Origin of the sequence: Rhodococcus sp. SB1D (assembly GCF_048573875.1) — a bacterium.
Taxonomy (GTDB): Bacteria; Actinomycetota; Actinomycetes; order Mycobacteriales; family Mycobacteriaceae; genus Rhodococcus_F; species Rhodococcus_F qingshengii.
Genome location: NZ_JBMAIQ010000007.1, coordinates 316,328 through 334,696, shown reverse-complemented (window position 1 = coordinate 334,696; position 18,369 = coordinate 316,328). Strand labels below are relative to the sequence as shown.

Below are 18,369 nucleotides of genomic sequence, written 5' to 3'. Positions count from 1 at the left end.
GGTCGGTGTCGGAATTACGGTCGTGCCGCAGTTGTGACGGTGACAATGCCAGCCATAGTTGCCGTTGCCGTTGTTGCCGCCACCGTTGCCGTTGTGACCGCCACCGTTGCCGTTGTTATTGCCGCCGTTGCCGTTGTGACCGCCACCGTTGCCGTTGTTATTGCCGCCGTTGTTGCCGTAATTGCCGTTTCCATTGCCGTTGTTGCCACCACCGCTGTTGCCGCCAGGTTGGGCGGCGACGATGGCGGGGAAGACCGATACGGCAAGGACGCCGATACCCGTCAGGCACATCACAGCAACAAGCATCATCGCTAGCCGTCGTGGCTGGCTCATCGACATTCCTCCCCGACACATACGTCCGACCTGCGGAAAACTGCGGCAGACTCACCGTGCCTATCGCACCGGACACACCCTCGTTACATTTCCGGCAAACATGTATCCGCCCAAGGATCATCCCTCACTTGGAAGCTCAACGGTCCGGATCAGCGGTCGCAATCGTATGAAACGGCGCACACTCAGATCGAATCTTCGCAATTCGGGCAGGCCCTGAAAATGCAGGAAAGGGTCGTTCAACTTTCGTTGAAAGACCCTTTTCGCTGGTACTTCTTGGTGGAGCTGAGGGGAATCGAACCCCTGACCTCTTCGATGCGAACGAAGCGCGCTACCAACTGCGCCACAGCCCCGTGCCACCGCCTCAGCGGTGCTCGGCAACTCTAACAGGAACGAATACTCCCGTTGGAATCACCCGACACGAACTTTCGGCCCGACAAGATCGGCCCAGAAGATCACTGACCGGACGCGCGACGCATCTCGGTGTGCCTGATCTCTTCTTCGTAGTGATCCAGGTGATCGAACACCGGATCTTCGTCGTCGACCTCGAGGACAACCGCTCCTGGCCGACGCAGTCGCGCCGGAATCAGGCGAAGCTCTTCGTCGGTGTGCGATTCGACTCCGAGTCGCGATCGGTTGAGGCGTTCGGTACGACGGCGGCGAATCTCTTGCTCGATCCGAACCTGCCGACGCAAGTACGCCATGTACCCGCCGAGGCCGCATACGGTCAGCGCAAACAACCACCACACCATCGGCGAGATGATCAATGCGAGAGCGCCCGAGAGAATCGCGACGAACGCAAGTCCCAGCAATGTCCGCTGACGGAATGCATACCGCGCCTCCCGGGCGATGGCATCCGCTTCGGGGTCGAATCCGCCTCGGCCGCGCCGAACCGGAACAAATTCTCCGACCGGTGCACGACCGCCGGCGTAGTCGTCTTCTGCGTGAGTGTCCATCTGGTCCTCCGCGTCGTAGCTGCTGCGCACTGGTTCTGGTTGCCAGTTCGGATCGCTTCGATGTCCTGCTGCCGGCCCGCGCTGAACAGGGTTGCTGTCGCCGCGGTGGAGTACTCGAGTCGCGAGTGCCGCGTCACTCGTCTGCCGGATCCTGGGGCGCTTGTTGACAAGCATCGGCACCAGGACGAACAGCCACACGGCCACCAGCCCGATCCACACGAATGAGCTAGGCATGCCGCGGCCTCCTCCCGATCACCTACCAGCACCTATGCCAGCCGTTGACGAGTCAAGGTTAACGGCCGACGCCCTCGCATCGTTGCCGACGCGCCGAACCCCACCATACTCATGTGTCACACGCGTACCGAACTGAACTTCCGGTTCAGTCCCAAAAGTCTCAAGTTCTGGTTGAATCAAAAACCACATTTTCCCGCCCGAAAGTAGGACTACTCAGCGGTAACTGCTGTTTAGCTCGCGTTTCTCACGCTTCTGGCGCCGTCTTCGTCACACCCACGAAGCGCGTCCGGACCGCACCAATCTGTCGACGACGGTGGTGGGTACTTCCTCGATGGTCATTCCGACCAGAAGATGATCACGCCATTGGCCGTCGACATCGAGGTAGCGCTTGAGAAGACCTTCCTCCCGGAACCCAACATTTCGTAGGACTGCGCGACTCGACGCGTTCTCCGGCCGAACAGTGGCCTCCACTCGATGCAGACCGACCTTCGAGAATGCGTGATCGAGTGTGAGTGCAACGGCAGCTGTGGCTACGCCCCCACCGGTCACGTGCGAGGCGACCCAATAGCCCACCCAGGCGGACCGCAGAGCGCCGCGCACCACATTTCCGATGGTGACCTGCCCGCAGTACTTCCCGTCGAGTTCGATCACCAGGGGAAGGATCCTGCCCTTGCGCGCTTCGGAGCGAAGGTTTCCGCACAGGGACGGCCAGACGGTGATGTGGTGGCGAGCATCCCAGGGCGATTCTCCGGTGGGCTCCCACGGCTCGAGGTGCTCGCGATCGCGAATGCGGAGACGACTCCACACAGCAGCGTCACGGAGCTTCACGGGGCGGACGGTCACCACTCCCGCGGGCACTCGCAGCGGGCCGAGATCTTCCGGCCATCCTGGATGGACTGACATCACACCCCACTCGGGTCGGCGTTACCCACGTTGGGCGAGAAAAGCTACGTCGACTTCTTCACCGATGTGCACTTCGGTGACGTCTCGATCGACCAGAACCAAACAATTGGCTTCCGCCAAGGTCGCGAGGAGATGTGAGGACGCACCGGGCGCACCCCCGAGGGCCTGCACCAGGTACTCCCCTGTCGCTTCGTCACGCATCAGCTGACCACGCAGAAAACCCTTGCGATCGGCAATCGACGTGATCGTTCCCACTGTCCGCGCCTTCACTACTCGCCGCATCGGCTGGCGGCGTCCGAGCGCGATTCTGATCAGCGGGCGAACCATGACTTCGAATACCACCAGTGCGCTGACCGGGTTGGACGGTAGGAGAAAGGTCGGAACCTCGTCCCTTCCCAGCTTTCCGAAGCCTTGCACCGATCCCGGATGCATGGCAACGCGCTCCACCTCGAGTGTCCCCAGGTCGGCAAGCGCCTCACGAACCTCGTCGGACGCTCCGCCGCCCACGGCACCGGCGATGACAACGATTTCCGAGCGAATCAGCTGTCCCTCGACTACTTCGCGAAGACGACGCGAGTCGTTGCCTGCGATTCCCACACGGTTGACGTCGGCGCCGGCATCGCGCGCTGCGGCGGCGAGGGCATACGAATTGACGTCGTAAACCTGGCCTGGCCCCGGCGTGCGATCCACGTCGACGAGTTCTCCACCGACGCTGATAACCGAGAGGCGCGGACGGGGATGGACGAGTACTTTGTCGCGGCCGACCGCAGCGAGCAACCCGACCTGTGCGGCTCCGATGATGGTGCCTGCCCGAACGGCGACGTCGCCCGGCTGGACGTCGTCGCCTGCACGGCGAACGTAATCGCCCGAACGCACCGGCTCGAAGATCCGAACGCGAGCGCGACCACCGTCGGTGTTCTCGAGCGGAAGAACTGCGTCGGCCAGCGTGGGCAACGGCGCGCCGGTGTCGACTCGGACGGCCTGGCGAGGTTGCAAGCGGATCGGTTGGCGTGAGCCCGCCGTCACCTCACCGACCACCGGCAAGCTGAGGTCGGTAGGCTCGCCGTCCTCGCCTCGGAGGTCGGCTCCGGCGCCGGCGACATCGACACTGCGAACCGCGTAACCGTCGATGGCAGCTTGATCGAATCCCGGCAATGGGCGTTCGGTCACCACTTCCTCGGCACACAGCAGTCCCTGCGCCTCCGAGATGGCGACCCGAACCGGACGGGGTGCCACTGCAGCAGCGGTAACCCTGGTCTGCTGCTCCTCAACCGACCGCATCTGGTCCGCGTCCTCCTGTGTCTGGAAATTCGGTGATATCCGTCAGCTCATGATGCCTTGCCTCCGAAAAGGGACAAGCACATTGATACTGCGTTATCGGGCGATCAACCACCGTGGCGACACGCTCAGCGGTCGAGCCGATCCGCGAGCCACTTACGCAAGGACGGGCCGTAATCGTCACTGTCGAGTGCCAGGTCCACCGAAGCGCGGAGGTACCCGCCGGGGTTGCCCAGGTCATGACGCGTTCCGCGGTGCACCACCACGTGAACCGGATGGCCCTCGGAAATCAGGAGAGCGATGGCGTCGGTGAGTTGCAACTCACCGCCGGCTCCCGGCTCGATGCGACGAAGTGCGTCGAAGATCGCACGATCGAGCAGATAGCGACCTGCAGCGGCAAAGGTCGACGGCGCGTCTTCCACAGCCGGCTTCTCGACCATGCCGACGACCTTGAGGACGTCGGGATTGACCGCGTCGGGAACGATCTCGACGTCGAAGACGCCGTAAGCGCTGACTGCGTCTTTCGGGACGTCGATTGCACAGAGAACGGATCCGCCGCGCTTGGCCCGAACTCGCGCCATGATCTCCAGGACGCCACGCGGTAGTACGAGATCATCGGGCAGAAGGACCGCGATGGCATCTTCGTCGTCGTCGAGAACCGACTCGACGCAACCGACTGCATGCCCGAGGCCGAGGGGCTGCTCCTGAATCACGGAGTCGACTTCGAGCAAACCCGGCGCTTTGCGCACCTTCGCCAGGGCAGCGAGTTTTCCGCTTGCTTCCAGCTTGCTTTCGAGCACGAGATCCTCGACGAAGTGGGCAACCACGCCGTCTTTGCCCGGGGACGTCACGATGACGAGCCGCTCGGCTCCCGAGTCCGCAGCTTCACCTGCCACCAGTTCGATACCCGGTGTGTCCACGACCGGCAGCAATTCTTTCGGAACCGTCTTGGTGGCAGGCAGGAAACGCGTACCAAGTCCGGCTGCGGGAACCACGGCCGTACGGAAGGCCCTCGTGCTGCTAGCGACAACGTCTGTCATGCCAACACCTTAGCCGCCGCTTGTTACCGCTCGGTCAGCACGACGAATATCGTTGCGGGGTGACACCTCAGACAAAAGCACAATGGCGACAAATCACACTCGCAGCACGTGATGCAGTCTCCGAGCACACTCGAAACACGGAAACTGCGGCGTTGATCACGCACATACGTTCAGTGATTGTCGACGGCTCGGTCGTCTGTGCGTACGTCCCCACCCGCACCGAACCAGGATCCACCGATTTGCTCGACGCCGTTGCCGAGATCGCTCAGCGTGTACTACTTCCGATCACCGGGGAGCCGGGACCGTTGTCCTGGGTCGAGTACAGCGGCGCGGACGGTTTGCGCCCCGCGAAGTACGGCATTCGAGAGCCTGTCGGACCCGTCCTACCACCGGAAACCCTGTCCGACGTGGAATGCATGCTTGTCCCTGCTCTCGCGGTGGATCTTCGCGGAACACGCCTCGGCCGTGGCGCAGGCTTCTACGACCGGACGCTCGGGTCGGTCGGACCACAGACTCGGCTCGTGGCAATTGTCAGAGACTCCGAACTCGTCGAGGCCTTGCCTGCCGACGACCACGACATTCCCATGGGCTGGGCATTGACGCCAAGCGGCGGTCTCACGCCGCTCCAAGGCGATTGATCTGCGGGAATAGATCCCTGATTAGCGCTGTTGGCACTGTCACTTGTAGAGTGCTAAAGGCTGCGGTGTAAATACGCGGCTGCTCGAACATCACAGTGCGGAGGAAGCCCGGTGCCCACCTACTCATACGCATGTACGGAATGTGACAACCGTTTCGACATCGTCCAGTCCTTCAGCGAAGATTCGCTGACGGTCTGCCCAGCTTGCTCAGGCAAGCTCCGCAAGCTGTTCAACTCTGTTGGCATCGTGTTCAAGGGCAGCGGCTTCTACCGCACCGACAGCCGCGGCGGCTCCGGGACTGCGAGCGAGCCCGCCAAGAGTGATTCGGCACCCGCTACGAAGTCCGAGTCCAAGTCGGACTCCTCTTCGACATCGAGTTCGTCGACCAGCACGCCGGCGCCCGCAAAGGCTGCCGCGAGCTGATTTCCACAACCTCCGGGTTGTCCACAGTTTCACATGGTTAGGGCCGGAAGCACCGCTTCCGGCCCTAACGTGCATGAATGCCGTCAGCACGTTCTCGCTCGCCGAGGCGCTCCGATCCACTGCGCGCCCAACTCGATCTCAGCCCGAGCACCTTCGATCGCGTCGTCGAACTGACACGCGGCACACGATTCCGCACGGCGACAGTCCGTAAGATCGCAGCCGTTGTCCTGGCCACACTCGGCGTTGTTCTCTTCTTTCGAGGCGATCCCGCGACCGACACCGTCGCCGTAGTTGTCTCGAGCCGCGATCTCACTCCGGGGCAGGTGATTGCGGATTCGGATGTCGAGATGCGAGAGATCGACTCGAAACAACTTCCCGAAGGAGTTGTCTCCGATACCGACCTGGTAGTCGGGAGAACCGTTGCCGGCCCGATTCGCTCCGGAGAAACCGTCACCGACGTGCGCGTTCTCAGCCCACGGCTGGCCGGGTTGTCGGTAGGAACCGACGACGCCCGCATCGTCCCCGTCCGATTGGCCGATGCGGCCGTCGCGGACATGTTGCGCAGCGGGGACGTCGTCGACGTCCTGACCGTCGGCCCTGACACATCCCGCCCAGACACACCCCACCCCGACACACCCAACGAATCAGTTGCAGACAAGGCCCCACAAATTCTTGCGGCAGGAGCGGTAGTCGCGTTGGTCACCACGTCGGAAAGTACACGTAACCAGCAGGAACAGGTGATTTTGCTGGCCCTGCCGACACCAGCAGCCAACGTCGTAGCCGCGGCATCTCTGTCCAATGCGATCACCGTGACATTCCGCTGAGCGCACAAAGCGTCCGAAGCTCCTCTAGGATTTTTCCAGTCGGTTCGGTATCAACGGACCATCTGGCACTTGCCATCGGAGACTCGAGGGGACACCGACATGCTCAAGGGATTCAAGGACTTCCTGCTTCGCGGAAACGTGCTCGACCTGGCCGTCGCAGTGGTCATCGGCGCGGCCTTCACCGCCATCGTGACTGCCTTCACCAGCAATATCATCAACCCACTTGTCGCTTCGATTGGCGGAGCCAACGAATACGGGTGGGGCATTCAGCTGACGGGTGACTCCGCTGAGACGTTCCTGAACTTCGGTGCGGTCGTCACCGCGATCATCAACTTCATCATCATCGCAGCGGTCGTCTACTTCGTGCTGATCGTCCCTGCGAATGCGGCGAAGAAGAAGTTCGTCTCCGAGCCCGAGGACAAGGAAGCCAGCGAAACCGATCTGCTCATCCAGATCCGCGACATCCTCTCGGCCAATGCCGGTGGCGCCGACACGGGAGCGCACGCCAAGACTCTCGAATAGGCAGTGCCCACAGATCAAATCAGGCCCTCGGACAATTGTCCGGGGGCCTGATTTACTTCTCAACCGCCGTGGTGCGGGGGCCGCTGACTGCGCAGCCAGTCGTCGTCCGAGGACCGCGAGGATCCTTCGGGACCCCGCTCGTCCGACGTCGTCTCGGGAAAGACGTCCCCGAAGATGCGCGCCAGGCGCTTCTTGTCGACTGACGGCTTCTTCGGGGTATCTGGTTGCTCCGACAAGCTGTCTCAGCCCTCGAGGCTGGACAGCTCGGCGATCACGTGACTCGCCAAAGCCGTCAGGGTTGCCATGCCGTCGCGAATTGCCGGCCTGGTCGACGCCAGATTGGCTACCACGGTGCTTCCCGAAACCCCGACGAGGCCGCGGGACAAGCCTGCTTCGAGCGATCCGGCCGAAAGACCGGAAGCACGAAGTGCTTCGGCAATTCCCGGGATCTCGCGATCGAGAACCTCAGCGGTCACGTCAGGAGTGACGTCACGCGGGGATACCCCGGTACCGCCGACCGAGATGACGAGGTCGACGCCACCGATGACTGCGGTGTTGAGAGCGTTGCGGATCTCCACTTCGTCGGCGGCGACGGCGACTGTCGCATCGACGAGAAAACCCGCTTCGTTCAGCAGTTCCGTGACCAGTGGACCGATGGAGTCGGTGTTGTCGCCGTGGGCTGTGCGATCGTCGACGATGACGACCAGAGCGCGGCCGGCCGATGTGGCTTCGAGTTCCATGACTCCTACCGTAGTGTCCGATCCCGACGCCGTTGCGATCTGGCCGAAGATCGGGTCGATCGTCTGCTGATCGCCGAACATCATCGACCGCCCTGCGCTGCCGCGGTTCCCAACGTGACGTCGACGGTCTTGGTCTGCCCGCCGTCGCTGTACGTGATCGAGACCTTGTCGCCGGGAGCATGTGAACGCACTGCCGCGATCAGCGAATCACCATCTGCGACAACACGATCGTCGACCTTGGTGATGACTGCACCCTTCGGGATACCGGCCTTGGCGGCCGGCCCGTCAGCAGTGACATCCATGACGGTTGCGCCGTCGGCGTTGTCCTGCGACGGCACGGTCACGCCGATCATGGCCTGAGTCGCCTTGCCGGTCTTGATCAGTTCGTCGGCGACGCGGCGTGCCTGATCGATCGGGATGGCGAAACCAAGTCCGATCGAACCGCCTTGGGTACCCGACGACGCTCCGAGCGAGGCGATCGCCGTGTTGATGCCGATCAGCTGGCCGTCCATGTTGACGAGGGCGCCACCGGAGTTGCCGGGGTTGATCGCTGCGTCGGTCTGCAGAGCGTCGATGACGGTGTTCTGGTTGCCGGACTCGCCGCTCGTGGAGACCGGGCGATCGAGTGCGGAGATGATGCCTTCGGTGACCGTGCCGGCCAGGCCGAGTGGGGACCCGACGGCAACCACCTGCTGTCCGACCTGGACGTCGCCGGAGTTGCCGAGATCGATGGGCGTGAGGTCGTTGCGACCGTCGACCTTGATGACGGCGATGTCGGAGACGGGGTCGGCACCGACCAGAGTGGCCGAGGCCTTGGTTCCGTCGGAGAACGCAACGCGAAGTTGCGCTCCCTGTGCGCCGGCAACGTGGTTGTTGGTCAGGATCAGACCGTCGGAGGACAGGATGACACCGGAGCCCTCACCGCCCTGTCCCTGCGCGGTGGCTACCTCGATCTGCACGACGCTGGGCACGACCTTCGAGGCAACGGCCTGAACCGAGCCGGCGGGAGCGTTGGACGTGTTGGTCGCAGTGGGCTTCGGAGCGTTCAGAGAGTTGGTGACCGTCGCGGTTCCACCGTTGCGGTCCGCGACGACGGCGCCGACCACGCCACCGACACCACCACTGACCAGGACCAGGGCGAGAGCGCCGGCAACCAGCGCCATGCGTCCCGACTTCGGCTTGGTGGTGGTCGAACCGGAGTTCGGCCCCTGCAGCGGTGCGGGGATCTGATTGTGGCCGCCGCCCGGGCCGTTCGGGCCGCCGGGGCCACCAGGGTTGGGTGCGCCGTACGGGGCGCTCTGCTGGTACGCGGCCTCATGGGCACCGTGCGGGTGGCCGAAAGCCTGCGTGGGCTGCTGCTGTGCCTGCCCGAAGGCTTCGGCGGGTCGGGCGAACGACTCGGTCGGCTGGTACGGCTGCTGAGGCGCCTGCCCCTGAGGCTGCTGCGGCGGCACGGGGGGCTGTGCCTGAGGTGCCGTCGGCTGTGCTTGAGGTGCTGTCGGCTGCGCCTGGGTGGTGGGTTCGCTGTTGGGCTGCTCGGGCCGGGTCGGCCCGACGTTACGGTCCTCGGTCATCGGCTCGCTTTCGTCTACGGTGACCACCGGACGGGCAGTCACAACTGTTCTGCCGACAATGCTGCCTTGCGCTGCTGAGAAGGCGCTGAGACGTGCCTGTCACTTTACCCAGAGTTCGACGTGAAAAACCGGTGTTGTCGGTTCGGCCCGAAAGACTTTCGGGCCGAACGCATTAAGCCGTGACGTCAGTCACCGAAGCGCGGGACCAACGGGTCTACAGAACACGCTACTCGGCACTCGGCCCCGGTTCACCGGGAAGCACGATACGAACAAGCGCTCCCCCACGATCGGATTCGTCGATCGCGATGGTGCCGCCGTGCTTGACGACGACCTGACGCACAATCGCAAGTCCCAGACCCGATCCCGGCATCGAACGTGCCGCAGTCGACCGGTAGAAACGATCGAACACCAACTCCCGATCCTCCTCCGGAATGCCAGGTCCCGCATCACTTACGGTCAATTCCAACAATCCTTGACCCACCGGTCGCATTTCGACGCGTACCTGTTCGCCCTTCGGACTCCACTTCGCAGCGTTGTCGAGGACGTTCAGCACGGCACGCGACAGGCCCGCTTGATCTCCGTAGACGTACCACGGAGTGGTGACCGCCTCGAACTCGATTTCGTTGCGCCTGCGCCGCGCTCGTTCGAGCGCACGCTCGACGACGTCGCTGACGTCGACGCGCTCGTACACGGTTTCGGGTGCGTCTTCACGGGCCAGGTCGACGAGGTCGCCGACCAGAGTCGACAGTTCCTCGATCTGCGCGACGACGTCGGCACGAAGTTCCGCCATGTCCTCGTCGGGAATCTGCGGCGCACCGGGGCGACTGGACGCGATCAGCAATTCCATGTTGGTGCGCAACGAAGTCAACGGCGTCCGCAACTCGTGTCCGGCGTCCGCGACGAGGCGCGACTGACGCTCACGGGACTCGGCGAGCGCCCGCAGCATCGTGTTGAAACTCTCTGTCAGGCGCGCCAATTCGTCGCTGCCGGTTACGGGGATCTGCGTCAGATCGTCGGTCCGAGCGACTCGTTCGGTGGCAGCAGTCAGCCTGGCAATGGGTCGTAAACCGGTGCGGCCCACGGTAGTACCCGCCACTGCCGCAAGTATGACGCCACACCCGCCGACCACGAAGAGCACCCAGGCCAGCCGGTCCAGTACCGCAACGGTCGGCGCGAGCCGCTGACCGATCACCAAAGTGCTTCCGTCATGGGTTCGTTGAGCCAGCACTCGCTGACCGTCGACGGTTCGCAGCGAGGAATCCGATTCACCACGCGCTACGGCGTCTTCGGCTTCACCGATCGGCACGTCGGAACCGGGCGGCTGGTACGTGCTCAGGTCCGAAAAGATCAGGGCCACACTGATGTCGGTGGTGTACAGCGTCGCACCGGAGATGTAGCGAGGATCGAATCGCACGACATTGCTGTCGATCAGCACCGCTGCCCTGGTACGCAACTGGTGATCGACGTCCGCGTAGAGCGCACGCGAAACCACCGCGTAGGCAGCGATCGCCATGACTGCGACGGCAATGGCCACCACCGACGCGGCGAGCAGCGTCACACGCCAACGTAATGACACCGAACGGGTCAGTGGCATCGGCGGGCGCATTTCGACGGACGCTTGGGTGGTGGAGGATTTCTTCGGTTCGGCGTTCTTGCCGAACGGAGCGGTGATCACGGAGGCGTCTCCCGCAGGACGTATCCGACTCCGCGGACGGTGTGGATCAACCTCGGTTCGCCGTCGGCTTCCGTCTTGCGACGCAGGTAGCCGACATACACCTCGAGGGCATTGCCGGACGTCGGGAAGTCGTATCCCCACACTTCTTCGAGAATGCGTCCACGGGTCAGCACGCGGCGTGGGTTGGCCATGAGCATTTCGAGGAGGGAGAACTCGGTGCGCGTCAGGCTGATCGATCGTTCGCCGCGCTTGACCTCACGGGTGACCGGGTCGAGGGTGAGGTCCTCGAACGCCATCATTTCGGAATCGGCGTCCAGATCGGGCGCGGTGCGGCGAAGTAGTGCACGCAACCTGGCAAGCAACTCTTCCAAAGCGAAGGGCTTGGGCAGGTAGTCGTCCGCTCCGGCATCGAGACCGGCCACTCGCTCGCTGACCGAATCGCGGGCGGTGAGCACGAGGATGGGCAGGTCGTCGCCGGCACTGCGAAGACGACGGCACACTTCGAGTCCGTCGAGTCGCGGCATCATGACGTCGAGCACGACGGCGTCGGGCCGGTTGGCGAGGATCTTCTCGAGTGCGTCGAGCCCGTCGACCGCGAGCTCGACCGTGTAGCCGTTGAAGCTGAGCGACCGCCGAAGCGACTCGCGAACCGCCCGGTCGTCGTCGACCACCAAAATACGCATACCGACAGTTTGGACTGAAGTGCTGAGATGCGGCTGAGAGGGTCCGATTCCGGCCTCCGGCGTGTCGCGGTCAGTCCCGGGTTCGCCTCGGCCCGGGCAGGCTCCAATGACGCCATAACGCAAGCAGTCTGAACACCGCGGCGAACGCTGTGCCGCACACCAGCGCGGCGTTGGTGGACAGTCCGGCTTGCGAGACTGTGACCACCAACGCAGCGCCGAGCAGTGCGGGAACCGCGTACAGGTCCTTGTGCAGGAGCAGTGGCACCTCGTTGACGAGAACGTCGCGGATCACGCCGCCGCCGATCGCCGCGGTCGCACCGATCAAGGTCGCCGCCAGCGAACTGGCGTTGTTGTCCAGCGCGATGACGGCGCCGGTGCTCGCGAACAAGCCCATCCCCAGTGCGTCGAGCGCCAGGATTTCACGACGCAGTCGATTGAGCGGCTCGTGGAGGTAGAACACGGCGAGTGAGGTGGCGGCGGCCGTTCCGAAGTACGGCCAACTGCTCAGAGAGCTGGGCGGATGGACACCGAGGAGAACGTCGCGGACGATACCGCCGCCGATGCCGGTGAACACACCCACCGAGCACACCCCGAAGATGTCGAGTCGCTTGGTGACGCCCACCAGGGCACCCGAGGCCGCGAACGCCACGATGCCCACCAGTTCGAGGATCCTCAGCAGCACCGGCCAAGGATCGCACGGTCACATGCGGCTCGGGTCGATCACCCCGAGTCGAACTGCTTTGACCAGTCGCCGAGGGACTCGGTGGGTCTGGCCGAAGGCTGTGACCTCGACCAGATCGGGCGCCGTCGCCTTCCACTGGGCACGACGGCTGCGCGTGTTGGAACGGGACATCTTCCGCTTGGGAACGGCCATCAGAGTGCCTTGCGCTTTCCGTAGCGCCGCTCGAACTTCTCGACGCGTCCGGCGGTATCCATCACACGTTGCGCTCCGGTCCAGAACGGGTGAGAGTCGCTCGTGACGTCGACGACCAGCAGCGGGTACGTGCCACCATCTTCCCATTCGACGGTGCGCTCACTCGTCACGGTCGATCGGGTCAGGAAGCTCTTGCCGGTGCTGGCGTCCTGGAAGACCACCGGGTGGTAGTCGGGGTGCATCTGCTTCTTCATTCGTTTCCCTCTCGCGTTGATTCGGTTTCGGCATAAGGTGATTCGGATTCGTCACACGGGTCTTCATGAAACTCGCCGAACGGGTCTTCCCACGTTGCCCACGACGCTTCGTCCGCCAATTCGTCGTCGGTGACCAAGGCGTGCTGCAGTGTTCGGTCGATCTCGAGCGGGTTCGCACCGCAGGTCAGAACGACCATCGAGGTGTCGCGATCACCGAAACGCTCGTCCCATTTCAGGGCCGCGAGTGCACGGCGTTCAGCTGGAACGCGGTCTCGTTCCTCCGGCGTCATCGCGGCAAGCCAGGTGTCCGCGCTGGCAACTCGCAGGCCACCGCCCGCCGATTCGAGCCAGAGCGCTTCACCCGGTTGCGTCGCCACCCAGACTCGTCCGCGGGAGTACACGACGCCTTCGAGCAGGACGTCGATCGCCTCGTGCAGACGTCCGGGGTGGAACGGCCGGTTCGCGGTGAACTCGACGAGCATCACTCCGCCGTCGTCGTCGAGCGGCGGCTGGCGACGCAACAGCGGTGAGTGAGCGTCGGCCAGTTCACCGCGTCGCGCATCCGCAGGCACCTCGAGGAGCAGTGCCTCGATGTCGTCTCCCTCGTCGAAGACGGGTACCCGTGGAGCGATGCGCGCGAGAACCGCATTCAAGCGGGACCGCTGCCAGCCGTCGAGCGCATCGGACCCGCGTAGGACGAGCGCGTCGGCGAAGTCGACCTGCCCGACGACGACCTGAGCCAGGGTGCGGTCGTCGTCGAGAGCTTCGTCGCCGGTGGCGTCTGCCAGCCAGGTCGCCGCGTCGATGCACGTCACGACGGCGTCGACGCGGACGTCCCGCTGCGCCGGTCCGTCCAGTTGGCCGACGACGCCGGTTACGACGACGTGCTCGATCGCCCAGCACAGCGCCTCGGGCTCGAGTTGCCGGTCCAACAGCAACACGATCCGCTGCACCGAACTGTGCGAGTGAAGCCGGCGCAGGAGCGGCAGCAAGTCTTCGCGCAGGGTGCAGGAGACGCAGCCGTGCGCGAGCTCGAGGATCGTCTCGCGCTCGGACACAGTGCCGGCAGACCCGGCACTCCCGGTCATCGAGGTGACCGTCCGCCGGACCACCCCTTCACGGACGTGGCTCAGGTCGTGGTGGACCAGAACAGTTCCGGTTCGCAGCAACGCTCGTGCGGTGTGTGGGGTGGATTCGCTCATGCCGGCGACCAGGACCAGCGGAGTCCTGCCGTCCAAGATCGTGTTCACAGCGGGCCTTTCTGGGAATGATTGTCATTACCGAGGTTGAACGGTACATTGATCTCACCGCATTGTCGAAAATGATTGTCATCTGCAAGTTGAAAGGAACACCCATGTCGGCTCACTGCCAAGTGACCGGACGTGTGCCGGGGTTCGGAAAATCCGTCTCGCACTCTCACAAGCGTTCGAACCGTCGCTGGAACCCGAACATCCAGCGCAAGACCTACCTCCTGCCCAGCGAGGGGCGTCGCATCACACTCACGCTCTCGACCAAGGGCATCAAGACGATCGACCGCGACGGCATCGAATCCGTCGTCGCCCGGATCCGCGCGCGCGGCGAGAAGGTCTGAGCAGATGGCACGCAACGAGATCCGCCCGATCGTGAAACTCAAGTCCACCGCGGGCACCGGGTACACGTACGTGACCCGCAAGAACCGTCGTAACGACCCCGATCGACTCGTACTGAAGAAGTACGACCCGGTGCTGCGAAAGCACGTCGATTTCCGAGAAGAGAAGTAGGCATGGCCAAGAAGTCGAAGATCGCGAAGAACAACCAGCGACGGGTCGTCGTCGAGCGGTACGCGGAGCAGCGGTCCGCTCTCAAGGAGACGATCCGCTCCCCGAAAAGCTCGGCAGAGGAGCGCGCGAAGGCCCAAGCGACCCTGCAACGTCTACCACGCGACGCCAGTCCGGTACGATTGCGCAATCGAGACGCTGCGGATGGACGTCCGCGCGGCCACCTGCGGAAGTTCGGGCTCTCCCGGATTCGCGTGCGAGAAATGGCGCACCGTGGGGAACTGCCTGGCGTACACAAGTCGAGCTGGTAAGGAAGTCGGATGGCAGTCAAGCGTTCACCGTCGAAGAAGCCACGCCCCGTAGAGGGTCGTAAGCCCAAGAAGAACCCGTTGTTCGCAGCGAAGATCACGCATGTCGATTACAAGGACATCAACTTGCTTCGCACGTTCATCTCGGACCGCGGCAAGATCCGCAGCCGTCGCGTCACGGGCCTGACCCCGCAGCAGCAGCGTCAGGTCGCCGTTGCAGTGAAGAACGCACGCGAAATGGCGTTGCTCCCCTTCACCGCCGCCCGGTAGTCATACGTGCTCGGTAGTCACACGTAGAAGTACCGAAGAGGTCGCGCAGTCACTCGACTGCGCGGCCTTTTTGTTGCCCTGACTAAGATTTTCCCGAAGTCGTTCATTCCAGTCGAGAGGTGCCCGCAGCGTGTCGGGAGTTGTTGCGGGTTTCACCGTAATTTTTGTTGTCATCGCGGTCGGGTATCTCCTCGGCCGTCTCGGCACCCTCGGTAGCCAAGGACAGTTCGTTCTCGGTCGACTCGTCTTCTTCGTCGCGACGCCTGCCCTGCTGTTCACCACCCTCGCGTCGTCTGATCTTTCGGTGATCTTCTCGCCGACGCTCGCCGTTGCGTCGGCTACTGCCTTTGCCGTCGGCGCTCTGTACGTCGTCGTCGCAAAGATCTGGCTCAACCGGCCGCTACCCGAACTGACCATCGGCGCGCTGTCGGCTTCGTACGTGAATTCAGCCAACCTCGGAATCCCGATCGCGGTGTTCGTGCTCGGCGATGCCACGTTCGTCGCGCCGCTCCTGCTCTTCCAGATCGTCGTGTACTCCCCGATCGCCTTGACGATCCTCGATCTGACGGCCCTTCGCGGCACGGATGCCGAGAAGCTCTCGTTGATCGACACCGTCACCGCCCCGTTCAAGAATCCGATCGTGCTCGCGGGCGCTGCGGGGTTGATCGTCGCGTTGATCGGTTGGGTACCGCCCCGGCCGCTGATGCAGCCTTTCGAATTGATCGGCGCGACGTCGGTACCCGGTGCGCTGTTGGCATTCGGGCTCTCGCTCTACGGCGTGCGGGTGCTGGAGAAAGGCTCGAGTCCACGCCGCGACGTCGCGCTGGCGTCGACGCTCAAGATCGTGGTCCAACCTGTGCTGGCCTATCTGATGGCGCATTTCCTCCTCGGCATCGACGGTCATCAGTTGTTCGCCATCGTGGTCGTCTCGACGTTGCCGACGGCGCAGAACGTCTTCATCTACGCAAGCCGCTATCGGCGCGGAATGGTCCTCGCCCGAGACAGTGCCTTTGTCACCACTTTGGCGTCAATTCCCGCAATTGCGCTGGTCACAGCGCTACTCGCTTGAGCAGGGTTACGGTGGATTCATGCGTGTACTAACCCTCGCCGTTCTGGCCTGCCTTGCTGTGGCCGGATGCTCCGTCGGGGCCCAGACCACGGGGCCGGTTGCCGCACCGAATCCGATGGCGGCCAACGAAGCAAGTCCCGCCGACTGGTCGCTCGGAACCCCCGTTCCCGACGAGGTCGACGACAGCGAGATGGGCACGGAGTTCGACAGCCGCACCGACATCGTGGGTGCGACGGCCACGATGTTCGAATCGTGGTCCGAGGTCGACGATCACACGGTGGCCGTCCACTTCGTGACCGGCACTCCGGAGTGCTACGGCGCGTACGCAACCGTCGAAGAGACCGATACGACGGTGATCGTCACGCTCCGAACCGGGGCACTGCCCGAGGCCGCGGACAAGATGTGCATTCTGGTTGCCGTGTTCGGCAGCTTGGATGTCCCGCTGAGCCGACCGCTCGGCGATCGTCACGTCATCAACGGCTAGCTGCGCGCCTAAACGGCACAAGTTCGACGATCGAACACGCCGTTTCGTCAGGTGTGGTGTGCGTCTCCTCGGGACAGACTGAAAACCGACACCCGTTCACTCGCTCGTCGGCAGCTTTCGACTCGAGCGGTGCTCAACATGAAGGAGCTCGCAAGTGCCTACTCTCCAGAGAGACGTTGCAATCGTCGGCGCCGGCCCCTCTGGCCTGGCAGCTGCAACCGCGCTGCGCAAGGCCGGTTTGACCGTCGCTGTGATCGAAGCGCGCGACCGCGTCGGCGGCCGCACGTGGACCGACACCATCGACGGAGCAGTTCTGGAAATCGGCGGCCAGTGGGTCTCCCCCGACCAGACCGCGCTGATCTCCTTGCTCGACGAACTCGGCCTGAAAACTTTCGAGCGCTACCGCGAGGGCGAGTCCGTCTACATCTCGTCGGCAGGTGAGCGGACGCAGTACACGGGCGATTCCTTCCCCACGAACGACACCACGAAGAAGGAGATGGACCGTCTCATCGACGAGATGGACGATCTCGCAGCGCAGATCGGCGCCGAGGAACCGTGGGCACATCCCCTCGCCCGCGATCTCGACACAGTCTCCTTCAAGCAGTGGCTGATCAATCAGTCCGACGACGCCGAGGCACGTGACAACATCGGTCTCTTCATCGCCGGTGGCATGCTCACCAAGCCCGCCCACTCGTTCTCTGCCCTGCAGGCCGTACTCATGGCCGCTTCCGCAGGCTCGTTCTCCCATCTCGTCGACGAGGACTTCATCCTCGACAAGCGAGTGATCGGCGGAATGCAGCAGGTATCGATCCGCATGGCAGAGGCCCTCGGCGACGACGTCTTCCTCAACGCACCCGTGCGTACGGTGCAGTGGAACGAATCCGGTGCAACGGTGTTGGCGGACGGCGATGTTCGCGTCGAGGCAAGCCGAGTGATCCTGGCCGTACCGCCCAACCTCTACTCCCGGATCTCGTACGATCCCCCGCTGCCGCGTCGTCAGCACCAGATGCACCAGCACCAGTCCCTCGGCCTCGTCATCAAGGTTCACGCGGTGTACGAGACGCCTTTCTGGCGCGAAGACGGCCTCTCCGGCACCGGCTTCGGCGCGTCCGAGGTAGTGCAGGAGGTGTACGACAACACCAACCACGAGGACGATCGCGGCACCCTGGTCGCTTTCGTCTCCGACGAGAAGGCCGACGCGATGTTCGAGCTTTCCGTCGAGGAGCGTAAGGCCACGATTCTGGCCTCACTTGCCCGCTATCTCGGCCCGAAGGCCGAAGAGCCGGTTGTGTACTACGAATCCGACTGGGGCTCGGAGGAATGGACCCGCGGTGCGTACGCAGCGAGCTTCGACCTCGGAGGCCTGCACCGCTACGGCGCGGATTCCCGCACGCCCGTCGGCCCGATTCACTTCTCGTGCTCCGACATTGCGGCCGAGGGGTACCAGCACGTCGACGGTGCCGTTCGGATGGGTCAGCGAACCGCAGCCGACATCATCGCTCGCAGCAAGGCCTGACGGCCGCTTTGCCAAGT

General features: G+C 63.6%; 25 protein-coding genes and 1 tRNA gene. 11 read left to right on the top strand and 15 right to left on the bottom strand.

All coding sequences use genetic code 11. The annotated features are described in order from the left end of the window. The 6 genes from ACN50D_RS18260 to ACN50D_RS18235 all read right to left on the bottom strand — a co-directional run. Positions 1–333, bottom strand: a 333-nt coding sequence (locus ACN50D_RS18260) for a hypothetical protein (protein WP_419970236.1), incomplete at its 3' end; no start/stop codon positions are given. Between the two features lie 274 nt (positions 334–607). Next, positions 608–683: transfer RNA gene (locus ACN50D_RS18255), tRNA-Ala, on the bottom strand. Positions 684–785: 102 nt separating this feature from the next. After that, complete coding sequence (gene glpR / locus ACN50D_RS18250) at positions 786–1,520, bottom strand: gephyrin-like molybdotransferase receptor GlpR (RefSeq protein WP_007727521.1); 735 nt, start codon at positions 1,518–1,520, stop codon at positions 786–788. Positions 1,521–1,787: 267 nt separating this feature from the next. Beyond that, positions 1,788–2,423, bottom strand: a complete 636-nt coding sequence (locus ACN50D_RS18245; protein WP_007727523.1) for a GNAT family N-acetyltransferase — start codon at positions 2,421–2,423, stop codon at positions 1,788–1,790. A 21-nt stretch (positions 2,424–2,444) separates the two neighbouring features. Beyond that, on the bottom strand, positions 2,445–3,704 hold the full coding sequence (gene glp, locus ACN50D_RS18240) for a gephyrin-like molybdotransferase Glp (RefSeq protein WP_003946353.1): 1,260 nt from the start codon (positions 3,702–3,704) through the stop codon (positions 2,445–2,447). A gap of 125 nt (positions 3,705–3,829) precedes the next feature. Then, a complete protein-coding gene (locus ACN50D_RS18235) occupies positions 3,830–4,741 on the bottom strand; it encodes a UTP--glucose-1-phosphate uridylyltransferase (protein WP_003946415.1) in 912 nt (303 codons plus the stop codon). A 59-nt stretch (positions 4,742–4,800) separates the two neighbouring features. Between ACN50D_RS18235 and ACN50D_RS18230 the strand changes: the two genes are divergently transcribed. The 4 genes from ACN50D_RS18230 to mscL all read left to right on the top strand — a co-directional run bounded on the left by ACN50D_RS18230 (position 4,801) and on the right by mscL (position 7,148). After that, positions 4,801–5,379 (top strand): 5-formyltetrahydrofolate cyclo-ligase, encoded by a 579-nt coding sequence (locus ACN50D_RS18230; protein ID WP_064074033.1) that lies wholly within the window; start codon positions 4,801–4,803, stop codon positions 5,377–5,379. Positions 5,380–5,490: 111 nt separating this feature from the next. Beyond that, positions 5,491–5,802: an FmdB family zinc ribbon protein gene (locus ACN50D_RS18225; protein WP_042921300.1), complete on the top strand. Its 312-nt coding sequence runs from the start codon at positions 5,491–5,493 to the stop codon at positions 5,800–5,802. Between the two features lie 77 nt (positions 5,803–5,879). Further along, on the top strand, positions 5,880–6,626 hold the full coding sequence (locus tag ACN50D_RS18220) for an SAF domain-containing protein (RefSeq protein WP_047272494.1): 747 nt from the start codon (positions 5,880–5,882) through the stop codon (positions 6,624–6,626). A gap of 99 nt (positions 6,627–6,725) precedes the next feature. After that, positions 6,726–7,148, top strand: a complete 423-nt coding sequence (gene mscL, locus ACN50D_RS18215) for a large conductance mechanosensitive channel protein MscL (RefSeq protein WP_030536328.1) — start codon at positions 6,726–6,728, stop codon at positions 7,146–7,148. A 59-nt stretch (positions 7,149–7,207) separates the two neighbouring features. Here the strand turns inward: mscL and ACN50D_RS18210 are convergent, their stop codons facing one another. The 9 genes from ACN50D_RS18210 to mrf form a co-directional block, all read right to left on the bottom strand. Beyond that, complete coding sequence (locus ACN50D_RS18210) at positions 7,208–7,384, bottom strand: hypothetical protein (protein WP_003946347.1); 177 nt, start codon at positions 7,382–7,384, stop codon at positions 7,208–7,210. A gap of 6 nt (positions 7,385–7,390) precedes the next feature. After that, positions 7,391–7,888 (bottom strand): MogA/MoaB family molybdenum cofactor biosynthesis protein, encoded by a 498-nt coding sequence (locus ACN50D_RS18205; RefSeq protein WP_176720912.1) that lies wholly within the window; start codon positions 7,886–7,888, stop codon positions 7,391–7,393. A gap of 80 nt (positions 7,889–7,968) precedes the next feature. After that, on the bottom strand, positions 7,969–9,462 hold the full coding sequence (locus tag ACN50D_RS18200; RefSeq protein ID WP_228401224.1) for a S1C family serine protease: 1,494 nt from the start codon (positions 9,460–9,462) through the stop codon (positions 7,969–7,971). Positions 9,463–9,688: 226 nt separating this feature from the next. Then, complete coding sequence (locus ACN50D_RS18195; protein WP_020908630.1) at positions 9,689–11,068, bottom strand: HAMP domain-containing sensor histidine kinase; 1,380 nt, start codon at positions 11,066–11,068, stop codon at positions 9,689–9,691. A 65-nt stretch (positions 11,069–11,133) separates the two neighbouring features. Then, a complete protein-coding gene (locus ACN50D_RS18190; RefSeq protein WP_003946387.1) occupies positions 11,134–11,820 on the bottom strand; it encodes a response regulator transcription factor in 687 nt (228 codons plus the stop codon). 70 nt (positions 11,821–11,890) lie between these two features. Beyond that, on the bottom strand, positions 11,891–12,502 hold the full coding sequence (locus ACN50D_RS18185) for a trimeric intracellular cation channel family protein (RefSeq protein ID WP_003946409.1): 612 nt from the start codon (positions 12,500–12,502) through the stop codon (positions 11,891–11,893). Positions 12,503–12,520: 18 nt separating this feature from the next. Beyond that, entirely contained in the window at positions 12,521–12,694 is a 174-nt protein-coding gene (gene rpmF / locus ACN50D_RS18180; protein WP_065351245.1) for a 50S ribosomal protein L32, read from the bottom strand. Continuing rightward, positions 12,694–12,948 (bottom strand): type B 50S ribosomal protein L31, encoded by a 255-nt coding sequence (locus ACN50D_RS18175; protein WP_003946367.1) that lies wholly within the window; start codon positions 12,946–12,948, stop codon positions 12,694–12,696. The genes rpmF and ACN50D_RS18175 overlap by 1 nt, the downstream gene beginning before the upstream one ends. Then, positions 12,945–14,198 carry a ribosome hibernation factor-recruiting GTPase MRF gene (gene mrf, locus ACN50D_RS18170; protein WP_003946410.1) on the bottom strand — a complete coding sequence of 418 codons (1,254 nt, stop codon included), beginning with the start codon at positions 14,196–14,198 and terminating at the stop codon, positions 12,945–12,947. Before mrf ends, ACN50D_RS18175 begins: the two co-directional genes overlap by 4 nt. Positions 14,199–14,302: 104 nt before the next feature. Between mrf and rpmB the strand changes: the two genes are divergently transcribed. The 7 genes from rpmB to ACN50D_RS18135 all read left to right on the top strand — a co-directional run bounded on the left by rpmB (position 14,303) and on the right by ACN50D_RS18135 (position 18,352). Beyond that, positions 14,303–14,539: a 50S ribosomal protein L28 gene (rpmB, locus tag ACN50D_RS18165; protein ID WP_003946346.1), complete on the top strand. Its 237-nt coding sequence runs from the start codon at positions 14,303–14,305 to the stop codon at positions 14,537–14,539. Between the two features lie 4 nt (positions 14,540–14,543). After that, positions 14,544–14,708, top strand: a complete 165-nt coding sequence (gene rpmG, locus ACN50D_RS18160; RefSeq protein WP_003946358.1) for a 50S ribosomal protein L33 — start codon at positions 14,544–14,546, stop codon at positions 14,706–14,708. 2 nt (positions 14,709–14,710) lie between these two features. After that, positions 14,711–15,016 (top strand): 30S ribosomal protein S14, encoded by a 306-nt coding sequence (gene rpsN, locus ACN50D_RS18155; protein WP_003946379.1) that lies wholly within the window; start codon positions 14,711–14,713, stop codon positions 15,014–15,016. Positions 15,017–15,025: 9 nt separating this feature from the next. Then, positions 15,026–15,283, top strand: a complete 258-nt coding sequence (gene rpsR / locus ACN50D_RS18150) for a 30S ribosomal protein S18 (RefSeq protein WP_003946414.1) — start codon at positions 15,026–15,028, stop codon at positions 15,281–15,283. 130 nt (positions 15,284–15,413) lie between these two features. Further along, positions 15,414–16,352, top strand: coding sequence for an AEC family transporter (locus ACN50D_RS18145; RefSeq protein WP_054828132.1), 939 nt, complete (start codon positions 15,414–15,416; stop codon positions 16,350–16,352). 19 nt (positions 16,353–16,371) lie between these two features. Further along, positions 16,372–16,836, top strand: coding sequence for a hypothetical protein (locus tag ACN50D_RS18140; protein ID WP_007727550.1), 465 nt, complete (start codon positions 16,372–16,374; stop codon positions 16,834–16,836). 154 nt (positions 16,837–16,990) lie between these two features. Next, a complete protein-coding gene (locus tag ACN50D_RS18135) occupies positions 16,991–18,352 on the top strand; it encodes a flavin monoamine oxidase family protein (RefSeq protein ID WP_050656887.1) in 1,362 nt (453 codons plus the stop codon). Positions 18,353–18,369 lie beyond the last annotated feature (17 nt).

Bases quoted from the DNA above. Each gene is read 5' to 3' on its own strand.
- glpR (WP_007727521.1), bottom strand. From the start codon at position 1,520: ATGCCTAGCTCATTCGTGTGGATCGGGCTGGTGGCCGTGTGGCTGTTC.
- ACN50D_RS18245 (WP_007727523.1), bottom strand. From the start codon at position 2,423: ATGTCAGTCCATCCAGGATGGCCGGAAGATCTCGGCCCGCTGCGAGTG.
- glp (WP_003946353.1), bottom strand. From the start codon at position 3,704: ATGCGGTCGGTTGAGGAGCAGCAGACCAGGGTTACCGCTGCTGCAGTG.
- ACN50D_RS18235 (WP_003946415.1), bottom strand. From the start codon at position 4,741: ATGACAGACGTTGTCGCTAGCAGCACGAGGGCCTTCCGTACGGCCGTG.
- ACN50D_RS18220 (WP_047272494.1), top strand. From the start codon at position 5,880: ATGCCGTCAGCACGTTCTCGCTCGCCGAGGCGCTCCGATCCACTGCGC.
- mscL (WP_030536328.1), top strand. From the start codon at position 6,726: ATGCTCAAGGGATTCAAGGACTTCCTGCTTCGCGGAAACGTGCTCGAC.
- ACN50D_RS18205 (WP_176720912.1), bottom strand. From the start codon at position 7,888: ATGGAACTCGAAGCCACATCGGCCGGCCGCGCTCTGGTCGTCATCGTC.
- ACN50D_RS18200 (WP_228401224.1), bottom strand. From the start codon at position 9,462: ATGACCGAGGACCGTAACGTCGGGCCGACCCGGCCCGAGCAGCCCAAC.
- ACN50D_RS18195 (WP_020908630.1), bottom strand. From the start codon at position 11,068: ATGCGCCCGCCGATGCCACTGACCCGTTCGGTGTCATTACGTTGGCGT.
- ACN50D_RS18190 (WP_003946387.1), bottom strand. From the start codon at position 11,820: ATGCGTATTTTGGTGGTCGACGACGACCGGGCGGTTCGCGAGTCGCTT.
- rpmF (WP_065351245.1), bottom strand. From the start codon at position 12,694: ATGGCCGTTCCCAAGCGGAAGATGTCCCGTTCCAACACGCGCAGCCGT.
- ACN50D_RS18175 (WP_003946367.1), bottom strand. From the start codon at position 12,948: ATGAAGAAGCAGATGCACCCCGACTACCACCCGGTGGTCTTCCAGGAC.
- rpmB (WP_003946346.1), top strand. From the start codon at position 14,303: ATGTCGGCTCACTGCCAAGTGACCGGACGTGTGCCGGGGTTCGGAAAA.
- rpmG (WP_003946358.1), top strand. From the start codon at position 14,544: ATGGCACGCAACGAGATCCGCCCGATCGTGAAACTCAAGTCCACCGCG.
- rpsN (WP_003946379.1), top strand. From the start codon at position 14,711: ATGGCCAAGAAGTCGAAGATCGCGAAGAACAACCAGCGACGGGTCGTC.
- rpsR (WP_003946414.1), top strand. From the start codon at position 15,026: ATGGCAGTCAAGCGTTCACCGTCGAAGAAGCCACGCCCCGTAGAGGGT.
- ACN50D_RS18140 (WP_007727550.1), top strand. From the start codon at position 16,372: ATGCGTGTACTAACCCTCGCCGTTCTGGCCTGCCTTGCTGTGGCCGGA.